This window comes from Geothrix mesophila, from assembly GCF_022808835.1.
Classification (GTDB): domain Bacteria; phylum Acidobacteriota; class Holophagae; order Holophagales; family Holophagaceae; genus Geothrix; species Geothrix paludis.
On record NZ_JAKZLD010000001.1, the window covers coordinates 673,542 to 690,878 of the forward strand.

The 17,337-nt window shown below is 68.1% G+C and carries 17 protein-coding genes; 4 read left to right on the top strand and 13 right to left on the bottom strand.

The features are described 5' to 3' along the window. Positions 1–6 precede the first annotated feature (6 nt). From MLG87_RS03125 to MLG87_RS03135, 3 genes are all read right to left on the bottom strand, one after another. Positions 7–402, bottom strand: a complete 396-nt coding sequence (locus MLG87_RS03125; RefSeq protein WP_243293754.1) for a PAS domain-containing protein — start codon at positions 400–402, stop codon at positions 7–9. A 139-nt stretch (positions 403–541) separates the two neighbouring features. Beyond that, positions 542–925: a DUF302 domain-containing protein gene (locus tag MLG87_RS03130; protein WP_243293755.1), complete on the bottom strand. Its 384-nt coding sequence runs from the start codon at positions 923–925 to the stop codon at positions 542–544. A 92-nt stretch (positions 926–1,017) separates the two neighbouring features. Next, positions 1,018–3,270: an NADP-dependent malic enzyme gene (locus MLG87_RS03135; protein WP_243293756.1), complete on the bottom strand. Its 2,253-nt coding sequence runs from the start codon at positions 3,268–3,270 to the stop codon at positions 1,018–1,020. Between the two features lie 181 nt (positions 3,271–3,451). Here MLG87_RS03135 and MLG87_RS03140 point away from each other — a divergent pair, with 181 nt between their 5' ends. Both MLG87_RS03140 and MLG87_RS03145 read left to right on the top strand, forming a co-directional pair. Next, the gene (locus MLG87_RS03140; protein WP_243293757.1) at positions 3,452–4,000 is read left to right on the top strand and encodes a hypothetical protein; all 549 of its coding nucleotides are present in this window, start codon (positions 3,452–3,454) and stop codon (positions 3,998–4,000) included. A gap of 23 nt (positions 4,001–4,023) precedes the next feature. Then, positions 4,024–4,998, top strand: a complete 975-nt coding sequence (locus tag MLG87_RS03145; protein WP_243293758.1) for a YheT family hydrolase — start codon at positions 4,024–4,026, stop codon at positions 4,996–4,998. Here the strand turns inward: MLG87_RS03145 and MLG87_RS03150 are convergent. The 4 genes from MLG87_RS03150 to MLG87_RS03165 all read right to left on the bottom strand — a co-directional run bounded on the left by MLG87_RS03150 (position 4,971) and on the right by MLG87_RS03165 (position 9,583). Further along, positions 4,971–5,909, bottom strand: coding sequence for a hypothetical protein (locus tag MLG87_RS03150; RefSeq protein WP_243293759.1), 939 nt, complete (start codon positions 5,907–5,909; stop codon positions 4,971–4,973). The genes MLG87_RS03145 and MLG87_RS03150 overlap by 28 nt on opposite strands. A 477-nt stretch (positions 5,910–6,386) precedes the next feature. Beyond that, entirely contained in the window at positions 6,387–7,541 is a 1,155-nt protein-coding gene (locus tag MLG87_RS03155; RefSeq protein WP_243293760.1) for a cysteine desulfurase family protein, read from the bottom strand. 5 nt (positions 7,542–7,546) lie between these two features. Then, positions 7,547–8,392, bottom strand: a complete 846-nt coding sequence (locus MLG87_RS03160) for an alpha/beta hydrolase (protein ID WP_243293761.1) — start codon at positions 8,390–8,392, stop codon at positions 7,547–7,549. 3 nt (positions 8,393–8,395) lie between these two features. Further along, positions 8,396–9,583 (bottom strand): alanyl-tRNA editing protein, encoded by a 1,188-nt coding sequence (locus MLG87_RS03165; protein WP_243293762.1) that lies wholly within the window; start codon positions 9,581–9,583, stop codon positions 8,396–8,398. Between the two features lie 81 nt (positions 9,584–9,664). Between MLG87_RS03165 and MLG87_RS03170 the strand changes: the two genes are divergently transcribed. Further along, complete coding sequence (locus MLG87_RS03170; RefSeq protein WP_243293763.1) at positions 9,665–11,056, top strand: replication-associated recombination protein A; 1,392 nt, start codon at positions 9,665–9,667, stop codon at positions 11,054–11,056. Here the strand turns inward: MLG87_RS03170 and MLG87_RS03175 are convergent, their stop codons facing one another. Both MLG87_RS03175 and MLG87_RS03180 read right to left on the bottom strand, forming a co-directional pair. Beyond that, positions 11,057–11,923 (bottom strand): pirin family protein, encoded by an 867-nt coding sequence (locus MLG87_RS03175; RefSeq protein WP_243293764.1) that lies wholly within the window; start codon positions 11,921–11,923, stop codon positions 11,057–11,059. It lies immediately after the preceding gene. A gap of 9 nt (positions 11,924–11,932) precedes the next feature. Continuing rightward, complete coding sequence (locus tag MLG87_RS03180; RefSeq protein WP_243293765.1) at positions 11,933–12,631, bottom strand: pirin family protein; 699 nt, start codon at positions 12,629–12,631, stop codon at positions 11,933–11,935. 115 nt (positions 12,632–12,746) lie between these two features. On the opposite strand from MLG87_RS03180, the gene MLG87_RS03185 reads away from it, so the two are divergent. Continuing rightward, entirely contained in the window at positions 12,747–13,175 is a 429-nt protein-coding gene (locus MLG87_RS03185; protein ID WP_243293766.1) for a universal stress protein, read from the top strand. Position 13,176: 1 nt separating this feature from the next. On the opposite strand, the gene MLG87_RS03190 is transcribed toward MLG87_RS03185, so the two are convergent. The 4 genes from MLG87_RS03190 to MLG87_RS03205 all read right to left on the bottom strand — a co-directional run bounded on the left by MLG87_RS03190 (position 13,177) and on the right by MLG87_RS03205 (position 17,337). Continuing rightward, complete coding sequence (locus MLG87_RS03190) at positions 13,177–14,145, bottom strand: patatin-like phospholipase family protein (protein WP_243293767.1); 969 nt, start codon at positions 14,143–14,145, stop codon at positions 13,177–13,179. Positions 14,146–14,208: 63 nt separating this feature from the next. After that, on the bottom strand, positions 14,209–15,399 hold the full coding sequence (locus MLG87_RS03195; protein ID WP_243293768.1) for an acyl-CoA dehydrogenase family protein: 1,191 nt from the start codon (positions 15,397–15,399) through the stop codon (positions 14,209–14,211). A 180-nt stretch (positions 15,400–15,579) separates the two neighbouring features. Continuing rightward, positions 15,580–16,167: a thymidine kinase gene (locus MLG87_RS03200; RefSeq protein WP_243286098.1), complete on the bottom strand. Its 588-nt coding sequence runs from the start codon at positions 16,165–16,167 to the stop codon at positions 15,580–15,582. 9 nt (positions 16,168–16,176) lie between these two features. Further along, on the bottom strand, positions 16,177–17,337 hold the full coding sequence (locus tag MLG87_RS03205) for a DUF4388 domain-containing protein (protein WP_243293769.1): 1,161 nt from the start codon (positions 17,335–17,337) through the stop codon (positions 16,177–16,179).

Sequence of the window (17,337 nt, forward strand, 5' to 3'; positions counted from 1 at the left end):
TCGCCCTCAGGCGACCGGATCGGCCCGTTTCCGGACGGCGACGGCCACGTCCGCGCCTCGGTGAAGGAAGACGATCTGCACTCGGACGGGGCCACTCGGAAAATGGAAGGTGAACTGGAACGTCCTGGAAGCCTCGTCCCGCTCGCAAAACTCGCGGAAGACACCCTGGAACTCCTGGACCGAGGTGCAGGGGGCGATCTCGGTGAAGAAATGGCGACCGATCACGGCGCTGGGCTCACGGCCCGCGAGCGCGCCTTCCGCCGGATTGTAGGCGAGGACGGTCCCGTCCCTGGCCAGGATGATCACGCCGAACGGCAGGCCGTCCAACGCCTCCTCGGACAGATCCGGAATGCGAAGCAGCTCCCGGTAGCAGGACCGGCAGATGCCATGGGAATGGTCCACCCCGCTCCGACCGATCACGGCTCCGCACCACGCGCACAGCACATCACCCATCGCAACCCCGGCTCATGGAATGTGGATCAGGGCGGATCGCAGGCCGGCCCGCGCCGCGCCTCTCGCTACCCGCGACCGATGACACGGGTCACCGGGCCTTATCCACCATCTGGATCAAGGCCGTCTCCACTTCACGGGCGATGGGAAGCAGGGCCGGCTCCTTCGACAGGCCCTCGAGCAGATCCGAGGGCGGAATGAGACCGATCCGAGTGCGTCCCTGATCCGTGTAGACGGAGATGCGGCAGGGCAGCGCCATGTTCAAGCGCAGGTCGAGGCCAAGGACCTTGGACGCCTGGCCCGGGTTGCACACCTCGAAGACCCGGCAAGCCTCGGAAAACGGGAATCCCTTGCTGCGCAGGGTGTTCCCGAGGTCATGGACGTGGAGCACGCCGAAGCCTCCCGCCTGCACCGCAGCCTCCAGGTCGGCCGAAGCCTGCTCGAAGGGTTTATCGGATTCGACGATGTAGTACATCTCCGCCTCCTGTCGATCGCGTGCACGCCATCATACAGAATGCGGGGGCCGACCGGCCCCCGCATTTAAAACTGAAAGCTGACAGCTGACGGCTACTTCTGCTGTGCTTCCACGACGGTAAGCGCCGTGAGGTGGATGATGTCGTTCATGTCGCTGTGCCGCTGGAGCACGTGGACCGGGGCGGCCATGCCGCAGGTGATGGGGCCGATGACCTCGGCACCCGCCAGCCGCTGCACCAGCTTGTAGCCGATGTTGCCGCTGGTGAGGTCGGGGAAGATCAGCACGTTCGGGCCGCCCGGCAGGTCCACCCAGGGGTAGCTCTCGGCCAGGATGCCCTCGCCGAGGGCCGTGTCCGCCTGCATCTCTCCGTCGCACTTGAGGTCGGGGCGCTGGAACTTCACGATCTCCACCGCCTTCTGGACCTTGCGGACCAGGGGGTGGTCCACGCTGCCGAAGTCGGAGAAGGACAGCATGGCCACCTTGGGCTCCATGTTGAACCGGTCCTTGGCCAGATCGGCGGTGAGCAGGGCGATCTCGGCCAGTTCCTCGCTGCTGGGCTCGATGTTCATGGTGGTGTCGGAGAAGAACAGCACGCGGTTCTTGAGCACCATGGTGTAGACGCCGCACACGCGCTTGACGCCCTTGCGGGTGCCGATCACCTCCAGGCAGGGCCGGATGGTGTCGGGGTAGTACATCGTCAGGCCCGCGATGAGGCCGTCCGCCTTGCCCAGGCGGCACATCAGGGCGCCGAAGTAGATCGGCTCCATCACCTTGCGGCTCGCCTCGTCGCGGGTGACGCCGCGCCGCTTCCGCAGCTCCAGGTAGGCGTCCTCGGCTTCTTTGCGCCAGGCCACGGTGCCCGGATCCTGGATCTCGATGCCGTCCAGCGAAATGCCGTGATCGGCGGCCACGGCCTTCACCTTGGCGGGATCGCCCACCAGGATCGGCACGCAGATGCCCTCGTCCACCATCTGGGAGACGGCCTGGAGGATCAGTGGATGCGTGCCTTCAGGGAAGACCACGCGCTTGGGATTGGCCTTGGCGCGGTGGATGACGCTGCGGATCACGTCCTTGCTGCGGCCCTGGAGGCCCTCGAGGCGCTCCTTGTAGGCCTGCATGTCCGCGATGGGCTGCTTGGCCACGCCGGTCTCCATGGCGGCCTTGGCGACGGCCGGGGCCACCCACAGCAGCACGCGGGGATCGAAGGGCTTGGGGATGATGTACTCGGGACCGAAGGTGAACTTCTGGCCGGAGTAAGCCTTCACCACGGAATCAGGCACCTCCTCCTTGGCCAGCGCGGCCAGGGCCTTGGCGGCAGCCAGCTTCATCTCCTCGTTGATCTCCGAGGCGCGCACGTCCAGGGCGCCGCGGAAGATGAAGGGGAAGCCCAGGACGTTATTCACCTGGTTCGGGTAGTCGCTGCGGCCCGTGGCCAGGATGATGTCATCGCGGGTGGCCTTGGCGGTGGGGTAGTCGATCTCGGGGTCGGGGTTGGCCAGGGCGAAGACGATGGGGTTCTTGGCCATGCTCAGGAGCATCTCAGGCGTCAGGGCGCCCTTGCTGGAGCAGCCCACGAACACATCGGCATCCTTGATGGTGTCCGCCAGGGTGCGCCAGTCGCTGGGCTTGGCGAACTTGTCCTTGTACTGGTTCATGCCGTCCTTGCGTCCGGTGTAGACCAGTCCCTTGGTGTCGCAGAGCCACAGGTTCTCGAGCTTGACGCCGGCACGGATCATCATGTTCGCGCAGGCGATGGCGGAGGCGCCGGCGCCGCTGAACACCACCTTCATGTCCCCGAGCTTCTTCTTCACGATCTCAGAGGCGTTCATCAGCGCCGCGGTGCTGATGATGGCCGTGCCGTGCTGATCGTCGTGGAAGACGGGGATGTTCATCTCCTTTTTCAGGCGGGTCTCGATCTCGAAGCACTCGGGGGCCTTGATATCCTCGAGGTTCACGCCGCCGAAGGTGGGCTCCAGGGCCCTCACCACCTGGCAGAAGCGATCGATGTCCAGCTCATTCACTTCGATGTCGAACACGTCGATGTCCGCGAACCGCTTGAACAGCACGCCCTTGCCTTCCATCACGGGCTTGCCGGCCAGGGCGCCGATGTTGCCCAGACCCAGCACGGCGGTGCCGTTGGAGATCACGGCCACCAGGTTCCCCTTGGCGGTGTACTTGTAGGCGTCCTCGGGATTCTTCTCGATTTCCAGGCAGGGCTCCGCCACGCCAGGGGAGTAGGCATTGGCCAGATCCCGCGCGGTGGAGCAGGGTTTCGTGGCGATGACCTCGATCTTGCCCTTCCGTCCCTGCGAATGGTAATCGAGGGCTTCCTGCTTGCGTTTCATGGCCACACTCCTTGAATTGAGTGCCCTCATGTTGGGCTGAATGCCACCAAGCTTACACCTCGTGTTGCGCGATCCTGCCTGCAAGGTCATCAATCCACGCCTTTGTTGCACGGATCACAAGAGATGCTTTCGCGACGCGCCGCGCCGGAGTACGATCCGACGATCCCCACCCGGAGCCCCCATGCGCGTGCTGCCCTTCATCCTGCCCTGCCTGCTGGTTCTTCCCATGGCCGCCCAGAAGGCCAAGGTTCCGGCCAAAACAGCCTTGCCCGCCAAGGAAGACAAGGTGGACTGGGACGGGGAGTGGACCCTCTCCGCTTCACAAAGTGACAAGGTCGAAGAGCGCATCGACGAGCACGTCAAGGACCTGAACTTCGCCATGAAGCTCCTCTGGAAGAAGAAGCTGCAGGGCGCTTGCCGGGAGTTCAACAAGCTCGACATCCTGGCCGGCGAGACCTTCTCGGTAACCATGGGGAGGGAGCGCCCCATCGATACCCCGGCCGACGGCACCGAGAGCGACTGGAAGCGCAGCGACGACAAGGTGTTCAAGGCCACCCTCACCAAGGACGGCCCCACCATGGTCCAGACCATCGCCGGCGACGGCTACACGCTGAAGTACGTCTACTCCATGCGGAAGGACGGCAACTCGCTGGCCCTCCAGGTGACCTACACCCACCCCAAGCTGGACAATCCCTTCAGCTACAAGCTGGTCTTCAAGCGGAACGACTGAGCCCGCTCGGGCACACTAGGCGGATGCGCAAGCTCGCCCCGCCGCCCCTGCCCTGCCGGCCCCCCTGGTGGGCTCCATCTGGCCACCTGCAGACCATTCTCGGCAACTACCTGCCCGGAGAGCCCTCACGCCATCCCTCCGAGCCCTTCCGCATCCTGCTGCCCGATGGCGACCAGCTCACCGGCCGCCACTACCCCGGCGAGACGGACGCGCTGGTGCTGGTCTTCCATGGCCTGGGCGGCGACGACCAGGCCCACTACATGCGCCGCACGGTCGCCCTCGCGCGCAAGCTGGGTCACCATGTCTGGACCGTGAACCACAGGGGTTGCGGCGAGGGCCGGGGCCTGGCGAAACATCCGTACCACAGCGGTTCCGGCGACGACCTGGGCGCAGCCTTCACTGCCGCGCGGGAACGGCATCCGGGCCTCCGCCAGCTGGCCATCGGCTACTCCCTCTCCGCGAACGCCCTCCTGCTGAACCTGGGCGACGGCCTGCCGAGGCCAGCGGCCCGACCCGATTGCGCGATCGCCGTGAACCCACCGGTCGATCTGGGCGCCTGCTCCCAGGCCATCCACACGGGGCTCAGCCGCCTCTACGAGCTGCGTTTCATCAAGCGATGCCGCAACGCCATCCGCCAGCGGGTGGAGGACGGACTCATCCCGGACATCTACCGGACGGGTCCCTTCATGAGCCTGCGCGAGTTCGACGATGCCTACACCACGAAGGCCGCGGGCTTCAAGGACGCCGACGACTACTACGCCCGGTGCTCCGCTCGGCACCACCTGTCCAAGATCACCGTGCCGACGGTGGTCCTTCTGGCCAAGGACGATCCCTTCATCCCCTGGGAACACGCGGCCGAAGCCAGCCCCTCGCCTTCCGTCCATCTCCACCTGGAGGCGCATGGCGGCCACATGGGCTACCTCAGCCGGGACCTTCCTGGCCACCGCTGGCTGCCCTACGCCGTGGAGCACTACGCCAAGGCATTGCTCCAGGCCTGAAGGCTCCCTCCGGACCAGTGGGAGCCCACCGCCATCAGCGCCTTCTCGGATCCCGTACCCTGCATCCAGAGAAGAGACATCCCCTGGGGGGAGACTGCGATCCTGGGTGACGTGCACGCGCCTTCCCGGCACTCAGCCATCACCTTCGGCTTGGACCAGGCTCCCAGGCGGGTGCGGAGCACGACCTGGTCCCCATCCTTCCCATGCTGCACCACCAAGGCCCCTGCCAGCCCATCGCCGCCCAGGCCGATGGCATAGTCATGGCTCCGGGCTCGGCTGCGGTCGAGGCATACCGCGCCCGGCTCCCAACCTCCATCCTGGAAGGCTCTGGCCAGCAGGTGCGAGCCTTCCCCGCTCTCGCGCTGACACCAGGCGGCCAGGGCCTCTCCGGACCCGTTCATGACCAGGCGAGGCAGGGATATCTCCTGGGCCCTCGCCAACGTGGTGGGCTCCCGCCACGCTCCCGCCACGACATCGAAGAAACAGGCTTCCAGGATGCTCCGCTGGCCATAGGGCGCATGAACCCAGAGCGCCACGGCATTTCCATGATCGTCCATGGCCACCTGGTGGTGGCGGGCGGCGTGCGCCACCACCGGCACCGGGCGATCGGACCAGATCCGATCCGCGGGCCAGTGATGGCTGGCCAGCAGTCCCTCGAAGAGGCTGTCCCGAGCCTCCCAGAGCACCATGGCATGCTCGCTGTGGTTGACCGCGAGCTGCGGCGAAGCCGCGGGGTCCGAGGCCAGCCCGAGGATTGTGGGCCCTTCCTCCCAGGCTTCCCCCCGCGTGTCGAAGGACTGGGCCATCACTTCGATCCTTCCCACCTTCTCGTGAAGCCAGACCACCAGCGCGTTGCCCCTGCGATCCACCGCGATCTGGAGCTTGCGGACCCGGCCAGTCGTCCGGAACACCACATGCTCCGGGCTCCCACAGGTTCCGAGGGTCTTCCCGAGGATCCGCCGTTCCCCCCCGAGGTCGGTCAGCCAGACGGCCAGCCCCCGGCCCTCAGGGTTGATCGCAAGGCGGGGCGTGGTTCCCGCGCCAAAGGGAGCACGCCTGAGCGCCGGCGCTGAGACAGCCCCCACGGGCAGGGTCCACAAGGTCCCGTGATTCTCCCAGAGGGCGATCCCCTGAGCCCGGCGATCCACGGCCAATCGGGCGTCGCCCAGATCTCCACGGTCAAGGGGTGCTGGCATCGACCACGTCCCGGCGTGCGACGCTTCCGGGGCGGAACGGAATCCCCGAGTCAGGCGCTTGAGGAGGTCCAGGGACATGGTGCGCTTCCGTGCAGGTCGGAAAGGGGCTGATGGGTTCAGCCAACCTCACCACGCACCGACGATCATGTCAACAGAGGCCCATGTCACAATGGTGTCGCTTGGTATTTATCGCTACAGACCAATCCCATGCCCCCCCTGCCGCAAGGCCCCCACGAGACCTGGAAGCAGGTCAGCCACCGCCTGGATCTGCGGGCCGGTGGTGCCCAGCCCCAGGCTGAAGCGGATGGTGCCTCGCGCATGGGCGTCGGGCACACGCATGGCGCGCAGCACATGGCTGGGCTCCCGCATGCCCGTGCTGCAGGCGCTGCCGGTGGACACGCAGATGCCATGCTCCGCCAGCTTCAACTGCAGCGCTTCGCCCTCAAGACCCGCGAAGCCCACCAGGCTCGTGTTGGGCAGGCGATCCGTGCCCGCGCCGTGGATGCGGACCTCCGGGATCTCCGCGAGGATGCGGGCCTCCAGGGCGTCGCGGAGCCCCCGCACCCGGTCCATCTCCGGCAGCCGCGCCAGGGCCCGTTCCGCGGCCTTGCCCAGGCCCACGATGCCGGGGACGTTCTCCGTGCCCCCGCGGCGGCCCCGCTCCTGGGAGCCGCCCAGCATGAGCGGCTTCAGCCGCACGCCCCGGCGGATCATGAGCAGGCCCGTGCCCTTGGGCCCGTGGAACTTGTGGCCGCTGAGGCTCAGGAGATCCGCGCCCCAGGCCGCGGCGTCCACGGGGACCTTGCCCATGGCCTGGGTGGCGTCCACCAGGAAGAGAGCACCCTTCGCCTTCGCGACTTGGCCCGCTTCGGCCACGGGGAACAGCACGCCGGATTCGTTGTTGGCGGCCATGACGGCCACCAGGGCCGTGTCCGGGCGCACGGCGGCTTCCAGGGCCGCCAGGTCGAGCCGGCCCTCCCCGTCCACGCCCACGTCCGTGGCTTCGCCGCCCTGGGCCTTCCACCAGGCCACCAGGGCCCGCACGGCGGGGTGCTCCACCTCCGTCGTGACCAGGTGCCGCTTCGTCGGGAAGGCCTCCCACACACCGCGGAAGGCGTGGTTCAGGCTCTCCGTGCCGCCGCTGGTGAAGACGATCTCGGCGGGGGTGCAGCCCACCAGGGCCGCCGCCTGCTCCCGGGCGGCCACCACGGCGCCATCCGAAAGGTGCCCGAGGGCATAGGCCGCGCTGGCGTTCCCGAAGCGCTCCGTGAACCAGGGCCGCATGGCCTCGAAGGCCTCGGGGTCGAGGGCGGTGGTGGCGTTGTGGTCGAGGTAGATCAGGTCCATGGGCCCTATTGTTTCATCTCGGCGCGCGCCTGGAGAAAGGCCAGAGCCTCGGACCAGGGCGGACGGCCGGGGGCCAGGGGCAGATCGTTGTGGGTGGCCCGGGGGACCTCCCAGATCCGGACGGGCCCCGGGCACCCCTCGGCCAGGCGCCGCCCCTGTTCCGCACCCACCACCTCGTCCTGCCCGGCGATCACCATGGCCACGGGTCCGCGGTAGCCACGGATGGCCCCCAGGCTGTCCCAGCGATCCCGCATGATCAGCTTCATGGGCAGGTACGGATAGTGGTGGGCGGCCACCTCGGTCATCCGGGCGAAGGGGGTGGCCAGGAGGAGTCCCGCCACCAGCTTGGGCTCGGCAGCAGCCACCTGCGCCGCCACGCCGGACCCGAGACTCTCCCCCAGCAGGATCACCGGCGCGCTGGACTCCGCCTTCAGCTGGTGCAGCGCCACCCGGGCATCGGCCACCAGCGAGGTCTCCGACCGCTCGCCCTCCCGGGGACCGTAGCCCGGGTATTCCAGCAGCACGCCCTCGAAGCCCGCGGCCTCGAACACCGGAAGGTAGTCCAGGCGGCCCAGGGCATCCCCCGCGTTCCCGTGCAGGACGAGGATCCGGGGTCCACCGGACCTCGCGGCCCGCCGCCAGCCGAGCACGCCGCCCTTCGTGTCCCGCCAGGGCACCAGGCGCGCGCCGACGGCCCGCTGGATGGCCTCCAGCTCGGGCTCGCGATCGGGGAAGTACATCATCCGCCGCTGGGTCAGGAAGGCCAGGAGGCAGAGGACCGCATAGAGCCCGATCCCCCAACCCACCAGCCTGAGGAAGCTGACGATCCAGAGGGGCCAGGATCTGACCAAGGCTCAACCCTCGCTCGCCCGGAGGCGGGCCAGGGCCTCGGCCCGTGCCGCCAGATCCGGCGCCTTGCCTTGGAAGGTCTTCCCCGAGCCGCCGCCCTTGGCGCCGAGGACCGCCGCCACAGTCTTGCCGAGGGTGGGCACGTCCAGCGCGGAGGCCTCCCCCGCGCTCAGCAGGAAGAGCCCCTGCCCACCCGACTCGGCCGTGAGGAACACGGCCTTGGCGGGATCCGCCACGAGCACCTGGCGCGCCAGCTTCTGGAGGAAGGCCATGTCGCGACCTTCGGCGTGGGCCTCCACCAGGCCCTCCGGTCGCGCGGCCAGAGCCGCCGCCTGAACCTCGGCCAGCTCATCCTCGAGCTTGCGCACGCGGCGCTCGGCGACCTGGAGCTGATCCAGCTTGGTCTGCAGGGCGGGCACCAGGTCCTCGTCCGGCGCGCCCAGCAGGGCCCGCAGGGCCGCGTTGCGCTTTTCATGCGCATCCAGGCGCAATCTGGCGCGCCTTCCTGCCACATAGAAGAGGCGCATACCTCCGCGGATCGACTCGGTACCCAGCAGCTTGAGGGCCTCGATCTCGCCCGTGTGGCGCAAGTGCGTACCCCCACAAGTGTTCAGGTCCACGCCCGCGATCTGCACCAGACGAATGTCACCTGTGTGGCCCTCCGGCAGGCCCCGGGACCGCACGGCTTCCAGTTTGTAGGCCTCCGGACTCACCCGCCGGGCCGAAATCTCACGGTGCGCCCGGATCTCGGACGCCACGGCCTCTTCCAACCGCGCCATGTCGCTCAGCGACGCGGCGGCCGCAGTCACCTCGATGTCGCAAACCGTTGCCCCCAGGTGGAAGGCCGTGGTGGCCCACTGGAAGCGGTCCTGGGCCACCGCCGTGAGCAGGTGCTGGCCCGTGTGCTGCTGCATGTGGTCGAAGCGGCGGGCCCAGTCCAGTTCCAGCGCGGCCGGGCCTTCCGCCAGAGGCGAAGCCAGGTAGTGGCGGATCTCGCCCTCCCGCTTCTGAACGTCCAGGACCGCCACGCCGCCCAGCATTCCCCGGTCCGCGGGCTGACCGCCCCCCTCCGGATACAGGATCGTGTCCTCCAGGATCGCGAAGGGACGGCTCTGCTCCTCTCCCGTACGGAGCACACGGGTCTCCAGGGTGGTGGCGTAGGGATCGCGTTCGTAGGCGGGAATCGTGTCCATGGGACCAGCCTACCCCGGAGTGACTCGGGCCGGGCCGCCCCTATCCTACGCGCAGGCAGGACGCGCTAGGCTGGAAGGACTGTGAACCACGCCACCCCGCTCCCCGAACGCATGCGACCTTCGACGCTGGACGAGGTGGTGGGCCAGGCGCACCTGCTGGGTCCCAAGGGCGCGCTGCGGCGGCTCACGGCCGGGGGCCGGCTGCCCTCCATGGTGATGTGGGGACCGCCGGGCACGGGCAAGACCACCCTGGCCCGCATCCTGGCGGAGGCCACGGGCCACGGATTCATGGAGTTCTCGGGCGTGAGCGGCAGCGCCGCGGAACTGAAGAAGTTCCTCCAGGAGAGCCGGGAGATGCCCCTCTTCCGCACGGTGCCGCCGGTGGTGTTCCTGGACGAGATCCACCGCTTCAACCGGGCCCAGCAGGACATCCTCTTGCCCTTCCTGGAGCGCGGCGAGGCCATCCTCATCGGCGCCACCACGGAAAATCCGGCCTTCTACCTGAACCCGGCGCTCCGCAGCCGCTGTCAGCTCATCGCCCTCAAGGCCCTGGAGCCCGTCCACATTCAGCAAGTGCTGAAGCGGGCCTGGGCCAAGGAGCGGCCCGGACAGCCGGAGCCTGCGGAGGTCTTCGAGTGGCTCTCCCACTGGGCCGGCGGGGACCTGCGCTCGGCGCTCTCGGGCCTGGAAACATGGATGGAGATGCCGGATCCCGACCTGGAGTCCCTCCAGGGCGCCCTGGGCGGCCGCATGATGTTCGACCGCGCCGACGGCCACTATGACCTGGCCAGCGCCTTCCAGAAGAGCCTGCGGGGTTCCGATGCCGACGCCGCCCTCTACTACCTGAGCCGCATGATCCGCGGCGGCGAGGATCCCCGCTTCATCGCCCGGCGCCTCATGGTCTGCGCCGCGGAGGACGTGGGCAACGCTGATCCCCAGGCCTTCATCCTCTGTGAGGCCGCCAGCCGCGCCGTGGAGCAGATCGGCTGGCCCGAGGCCCGCATCCCCCTGGCCCAGGCCGTGATCTACGTGGCCAACGCCGCCAAGAGCAATGCCACCGTGCTGGCCGTGGACGCGGCCCTGGCCGCCGATGACGCGCCCATCCCCGAGGCCATCCGCGACGCCCACACGGCCACGGCCCGGAAGGCCGGCCGCGGCGCAGGCTACCACTACTCCCACGACGACTACGACCGGGAACAGACCTTCCTGCCCGACAAAATTCGCGGCCATTCGTTTTACGAACCGAAGCGCCCCCAGGAACGCAGCTGGCGCGACCGCCAGGAGCCTGATGCAGCAGCCCTCTCGGCCCTCTGGGAAGCCTGGGTGGAGGCCCACCCCGAAGGCGGCGAGCTGCCCCTGGACATCTGGAGCGCCGAGCTGGCCTGTAGCCGCGAAGGCTTGGCCCGGGCCATCCACAAACTGGCCCAGGGGAAGTTCACCCTGGGCCGGAAGCTGGAAGCGAAGCCGGTCTGATCAGTCGAGGTGCCCCAGGCGCCCCTCCTGGTAGTCCCGGATGGCCTGGTCGATCTCGTCGCGGGTGTTCATCACGAAGGGACCGTAGTGGGCGATGGGTTCCCGGAGGGGCTCCCCCGCCAGCAGCATGAGGCTGGCAGGCGACGTGGCCTCCAGGGCCAGGGTGTCGCCCTCACCCAGCAGCGCCACCGCGTCGGCCGGCACGTCCGTGCCTTCCACATGGACCGTTCCGCTCAGAGGCACCACGGCGGCGATCCACCCTTCAGGAATTGCCTGCTGGAAGCGGGCTCCGACCTCCAGCTCAAGGTGGGCGTAGGCGATCCGCGCCGGAGTCTGCGCGGGGCCCGTCACGCCGGCCCAGGTGCCCGCCAGCACGCGGATGCGGCCGCCGGGCAGGGCCTGCCAGGGCATGGCCTCCGGCTGGAGGTCCGTGTAGCCGGGCGCGGATCCCTTGGCCGCCTTGGGCAGGTTGATCCAGAGCTGCACGCCTTCGATGGGGCCGCCGGTCTCGAGGTGCTCCGGCACTGGCATCTCCTCGTGGACGATGCCCGAGCCCGCATTCATGAGCTGGGCGCCGCCGGGCCGCAGCAGACCGGATCCACCCGTGCTGTCACGGTGCCGGAAGGCGCCTTGGATGAGGTAGGTGAGGGTCTGGAAGCCCTTGTGGGGATGGGGCGGGAAGCCCGCATCCGTGCCCGGAGGCAGCACCATGGGACCGAAGTGGTCCATGAGCAGGAAGGGATCCATGGCGCGGAAGGCATCGGCCCCCCGGTGTCCCTGACCGGGCACCAGACGGGTCAAGGGAACACGGTTGCCGTCCTCCGTGGGAAGACCGGGCACGAGCGTGGCGACAGATTTGATGGTCATGGCGATACCTCAGGCGAGATCGAAGAGCAGGACTTCGGCGGACGATCCGGCCGCCACGGTGAGGGACGGTTCCCCTTCGATGCGGGCCGCGTCTCCGGCGTTCATGGCCGCGCCGTTGAGCGTCACGGTCCCCTTGGCCACATGGAGGAAGCCGGCGCGCCCGGCTGGCACCGTGGCCTGGACCTCGCGGCCGGGATCGAGACGCGCCGCGAAGACCTTCACGTCCTGGAAGAGCTTCACGGACCCCTCCGCCCCGTCCGGGCTGGCGATGAGGCGAAGGCGGTTTTCCAACTCCGGGCCGGGGAACGCCACCTGGTCGTAGCGGGGGGCAAGGCCCTGGCGCTCGGGCACGATCCAGATCTGGAGGAAGTGCACCGCCTCCGTGGCCGAAGCGTTGAACTCGCTGTGGCGGATGCCGGTGCCGGCGCTCATGACCTGGGCCTCGCCCGGCCGGATGACGCCATGCGTCCCCAGGCTGTCGCGATGCTCCAGGGCCCCGGAGAGCACCCAGGTGAGGATCTCCATGTCCCGGTGGCCATGGGTGCCGAACCCTTTGCCGGGTTGGACGCGGTCCTCGTTCAGCACGCGCAGGGCGTGGAACTGGGTGTGCTCGGGATCGAAGTATTCCCCGAAAGAGAAGGTGTGGCGGGTGTCGAGCCATCCGAAATCGAAGTGGCCCCTGGCTCCAGCAGGTCGCAGCGTGATCATGGCGCCTCCTGGATCCATTTTACGTGTTTAAACTCGTATTTCAATCCCCTCCTGAAAAAAAACGGCACCGATGGATGACCTGGACGTATCTTTGGGGCATCCGACGGAGGCCGCCGTGATCACGCGGGTGCTGGTGGGTGTGGATTTCTCCGAAGCCTCGAAGCAGGCGCTGGAGCGTGCCGGGAACTGGGCATCCCGTTGCGGCGTGCCGCTGGTGGCCATGCACGTGCTCCAGCCTCCCGCCCCCATGCTGCCCGAAGCCCAGATCGCCCTTCCCGACCCCGCCTGGCTGAAGAGCATGGAAGACCATGCCCGGGAGCAGCTTGAAGCCTGGGTCAAGCCCTTTGGCGGCACCGAGGTCATCGTGAAGTGGGGCGGACCCGCGGAGGAACTGGTGTCCGCGGCAGACCCGACGACCCTGCTGGTGGTAGCCCAGGTGGGCCACTCCACCCTGGAGCGGCTGCTGTTCGGCAGCACCGCGGCCCGGGTGGTGAGGCTGGCGCCCTGCGACGTGCTGGTGGTGCGCACCGAGAAGGCGCGGTAGCTCAGAGCGACGCCACCAGCGCCTCGAAGGCCGGGGCCTGGCGGCGGAGAATGGCGTCCGCCGCGCGTTGCAGGCCTTCGAGATGCCCGGGGCTGGCGTCATCCATCTCGCTCAGACCCGCGTCGAGGTCTGTCTGGAAGCGGAGGTAGCGCGACCTGCCGTCCTCACCGGCAGGCAGGAGTTGGCGCAGCTGGTAGTCCACGGTGTCCGCCACGCCATCGAAGATGACGTCCAGGATGGGCCGGGCCCAGCCCGCGACACCCCACCCCTTCGCCTCCTCGTAGCGGTAGGGCGTGGTGTGGATGCCCGTGCCCAGGGACACCAGCAGGATGTCCTCGGCGCTCCCGCCCTGCCCCTGCCGGGCCTCCGCGTAGGCGCACATGGCCGGGTTGTTGGCGAAGACGCCGCCGTCCACCAGCACGTCCCGGTCCCCCGGCCAGGACACCAGCAGCGGCTCGAAGTAGGTGGGCGCGGCGCTGGTGCCGCGGGCCGCCACGCGCATGGGCACGTCGTAGCGGGCGTCCGCGCGGGCCCGTCGGCGGCGATAGAAGAAGGCATCCCGCTTCTCGAGGTCGTAGGCCGTCACCAGGACCTCCACCAGGGCGTCCTTGAGGCGGGTCTCCCCGAAGTACTGCACCAGCACACTCTCCAGGCCGTCCGACGGGTACTTGGCCGCCCGCAGGCCCATGGGATTCGTGAGGCGCCGCCATAGGCTCTCGTCGAAGATCCGGGCCCCCTCCTTCAGGTAGAGGCCGGCCAAATCCTGGGCCGAGTATCGGGGACGCCCGTCCTGCCCAGGCGCCGCGAACCCCAGGGCCAGGATGCCGCCTGTGCTGGTGCCGGCGATGAGGTCGAAGCAGTCGGCCACCGCCCGACCGGTCCGTCGCTCCAGCTCCGCCAGCACCAGGGCGGGGATGAGGCCGCGGATGCCGCCGCCATCGATCGAGAGGACGCGGAAAGGTTTGGGCATCCGGCATTTTATGCGCAGAAAAACGGGCCGTGCGGCCCGTTTTTCGCAAAAGAGAACGACCTATTAACGGTAGGCGGGAATCCCAGTCACTTCCTGGCCGATGACGAGGGTGTGCATATCGTGCGTGCCCTCGTAGGTGTAGACGCTCTCGAGGTTCGCCATGTGGCGCATGACGGGGTACTCGTCGAGGATGCCGTTGGCGCCGAGAATGGTGCGAGCCTTGCGGCAGACTTCGAGGGCGATGTTCACGTTGTTCATCTTGGCCATGGAGACCTGGGCGGGCGTGAAGGTCTTGGCGTCCTTCAGGCGACCGAGCTGGTGGACGAGCAGCTGGCCCTTGGTGAGCTCGGTGACCATCCAGGCCAGCTTCTCCTGCTGGAGCTGGAAGCTGGCGATGGGCTTGTCGAACTGGATGCGGGTCTTCGCATAGTCCAGTGCGCACTGGTAGCAGGCATCCGCGGCGCCGAGCGCGCCCCAGGCGATGCCATAGCGGGCCTGGGTCAGGCAGCCCAGGGGCCCCTTGAGGCCCTTCACGTTGGGGAGCAACGACTTGGCCTCGTCCACGATGACGTCCTCCAGGACCAGCTCGGAGGTGGTGGAGGCGCGCAGGCTCCACTTGCCCTTCATCTCGGGGGCGCTGAAGCCGGGGGTGCCCTTCTCCACGAGGAAGCCGCGGATGCCATCCTCGGTCTGAGCCCACACCACGGCCACGTCAGCCACGGTGCCGTTGGTGATCCACATCTTGGTGCCGTTGATGCGCCACTTGCCGCCGGGTTCGCGCACGGCCTTGGTGAGCATGCCGCCGGGGTTGGAGCCGAAGTCCGGCTCCGTGAGGCCGAAGCAGCCGATCTTCTCGCCCGTGGCCAGCTTGGGCAGCCAGTACCGCTTCTGCTCCTCGCTGCCATAGGCGTAGATGGGCCACATGACGAGGCTGCCCTGCACGGAGGCAAAGGAGCGCAGGCCGGAATCGCCCCGCTCCAGCTCGTACATGAGGATGCCGTAGGCCACGTTGGACACGCCCATGCAGCCGTATTCCTCGGGCAGCGCCGGGCCGAAGAAGCCCAGCTCGCCCATCTTGGGGATGAGGTGCTTGGGGAAGGTCTGTTCCTGGGCGTGCTTTTCGATGATGGGCAGCACCTCGGCGTTGACGAACTTCCGCGCGGTCTCGCGGATCATCCGTTCTTCCTCGGTGAGCAGGCCCTCGAAGCCCATGTAATCGGTGATGTGGGTGAACGTGGCGTAGGCGCCGGCCATGGAAACCTCCTGGATTGCCCTGAAGCCTCGGGCGGGGAGTGGGAAAACGACGCTGCAGCAGCGCGCCGGGGCCAGTCTAGCGCTCCCCTGAAACCCAGGCAGCAGAGCACAGGCCCCCACACCCCAGCTTCCTGTCGCGGCAGGAATCGCTTTGACGGATTGTCAATACTCCCGGGACAGTCACTCCCCTTCGAGCATCCGCGGACCGGTGGCATGCGGGGTCTCGTGGCAGTGGCGGCAGCGAGCCTCGTAGGCTTCGGCGGCGCCCACCAGCACCTGCCCGCCGGTCTGCACCATGCGCTGGGTGCGGCCAGCCAGCGCGCCGCACACCATGCAGATGGCCTGGAGCTTGGTGACGTATTCGGCCTTGGCCAGCAGGATGGGCATGATGCCGAAGGGCTCGCCGTTGGAGTCCTGGTCGAGGCCGCCGGCGATGACGCGCACCCCCCGGTCGGCCAGATCCTCGATGATGGGGATGAGACCCTCGTCCATGAACTGCACCTCGTCCAGGGCCACGACCTCGGCTTCCGGATCCAGGTGGCGCGCCAGCTCCACGCTGTCCTTCACCGGGATGGCGTCGTGTTTGCGCTGGCTGTGGCTGGCGATGGCGGAGACGTCGTAGCGGTCGTCTAGGGCGGGCTTGAAGACCTGGACCTTCTGCCGGGCGATGATGGCCCGCTTGATGCGCCGGATCAATTCCTCGGACTTGCCCGAGAACATGGGGCCGCAGATCACCTCCAGGCAACCCTGGCGCTGGTGCACGAACATCGGAAATCCTTATCGCTTGGGCCGCGGGGCGGGTTCGGGATCCTTGGCCGGGGACATGGGGTCGGGGAGGCTGGTCAGGTCGGGAACGGTGTTCTTCCCGTCCACGGAGCTCCCCAGCAGCTTCGCCAGCGCCGAGCCGCCGTCCTTCGGAGCGGCCATGCGGAGCGCCCATTCATGCCGGAGGCGCGTGGGCCCTCCCGGCACGACCCGGACATCCACCGGCTGGAGGCTGGCCAGCCCCAGGTTGACGGAGCCGCGCTGGTTGGGCACGTACATCGCCAGGGGAACGGCGAATCCCAGCACGACCAGGGGCCACAAGAGCGGGCTGGGCTCCCAGGCCTCGGGCGCCAGGTCAGGGTGGCCTTCCACCCAGGGTCGGATCACCTTGACCGCGGTGTCTCCCGACTTGGTCTCCAGCAGGCCCGCCTCCAGGAGGTCCGCGATGGCCTTGCAGGTATCCAGTTCCTCGTAGCGGCTGATCTGGGTGATCTCCCGGGCGCTCTGGGGATGGTCGAAATAGGAGAGGACCATCTCCTGCTCATGGGTGAGCCCCGAGGATCCGTGCACCTGCCCCTTCCCATCCAGCACCGACGAGACTTCGCGGTCGATGTCGAGATGGAGCGCCTGGGCCCTGGGGGATTTCCCGAGAGGCGTGTCGAGCCCCGGCAGTCGGCGCTCCACCTCGGGCCACTCATCCTGGATGCGCGCGGCCTCCATCAGGACGGTGTCCACGGGGATCGGCACGAAGTGCTCCCGATCCAGGTCCGTCGGCAGGAAGGAATCGAAGCGGTAGTCGCCCTCCACCCAGCGGAAGGTGCGGTGGAGGATGGCGGTGGCCTGGTTGAAGAGCGCGTCCTGCAGGTCCGTGGGGGTGACCTTGCCGCTCTCCAGCAGCAGGGTGCCCATGCGCTTGAGGGTCTGCCGCTGGACCTGGACCATGCCCAGGAGTTCCTCGCCGGTGAGCCGGCCCAGGCGCACGAGCATGGTGCCCAGGCGGTCCTCCATGCGGACCTGGTTCGAGTCGCAGCCGACGATCTCGCCGTTCTCGAAGAAGACTTTGACGAACTCCTGCCCCTGGGACAGCACCAGGGTGCCGTTCTTCCCCTGGATCTTGATCATGTTGAACAGGGAGAAGAGGTCGAAGTCCCGGAGGGATCCTTCCAGCGCCAT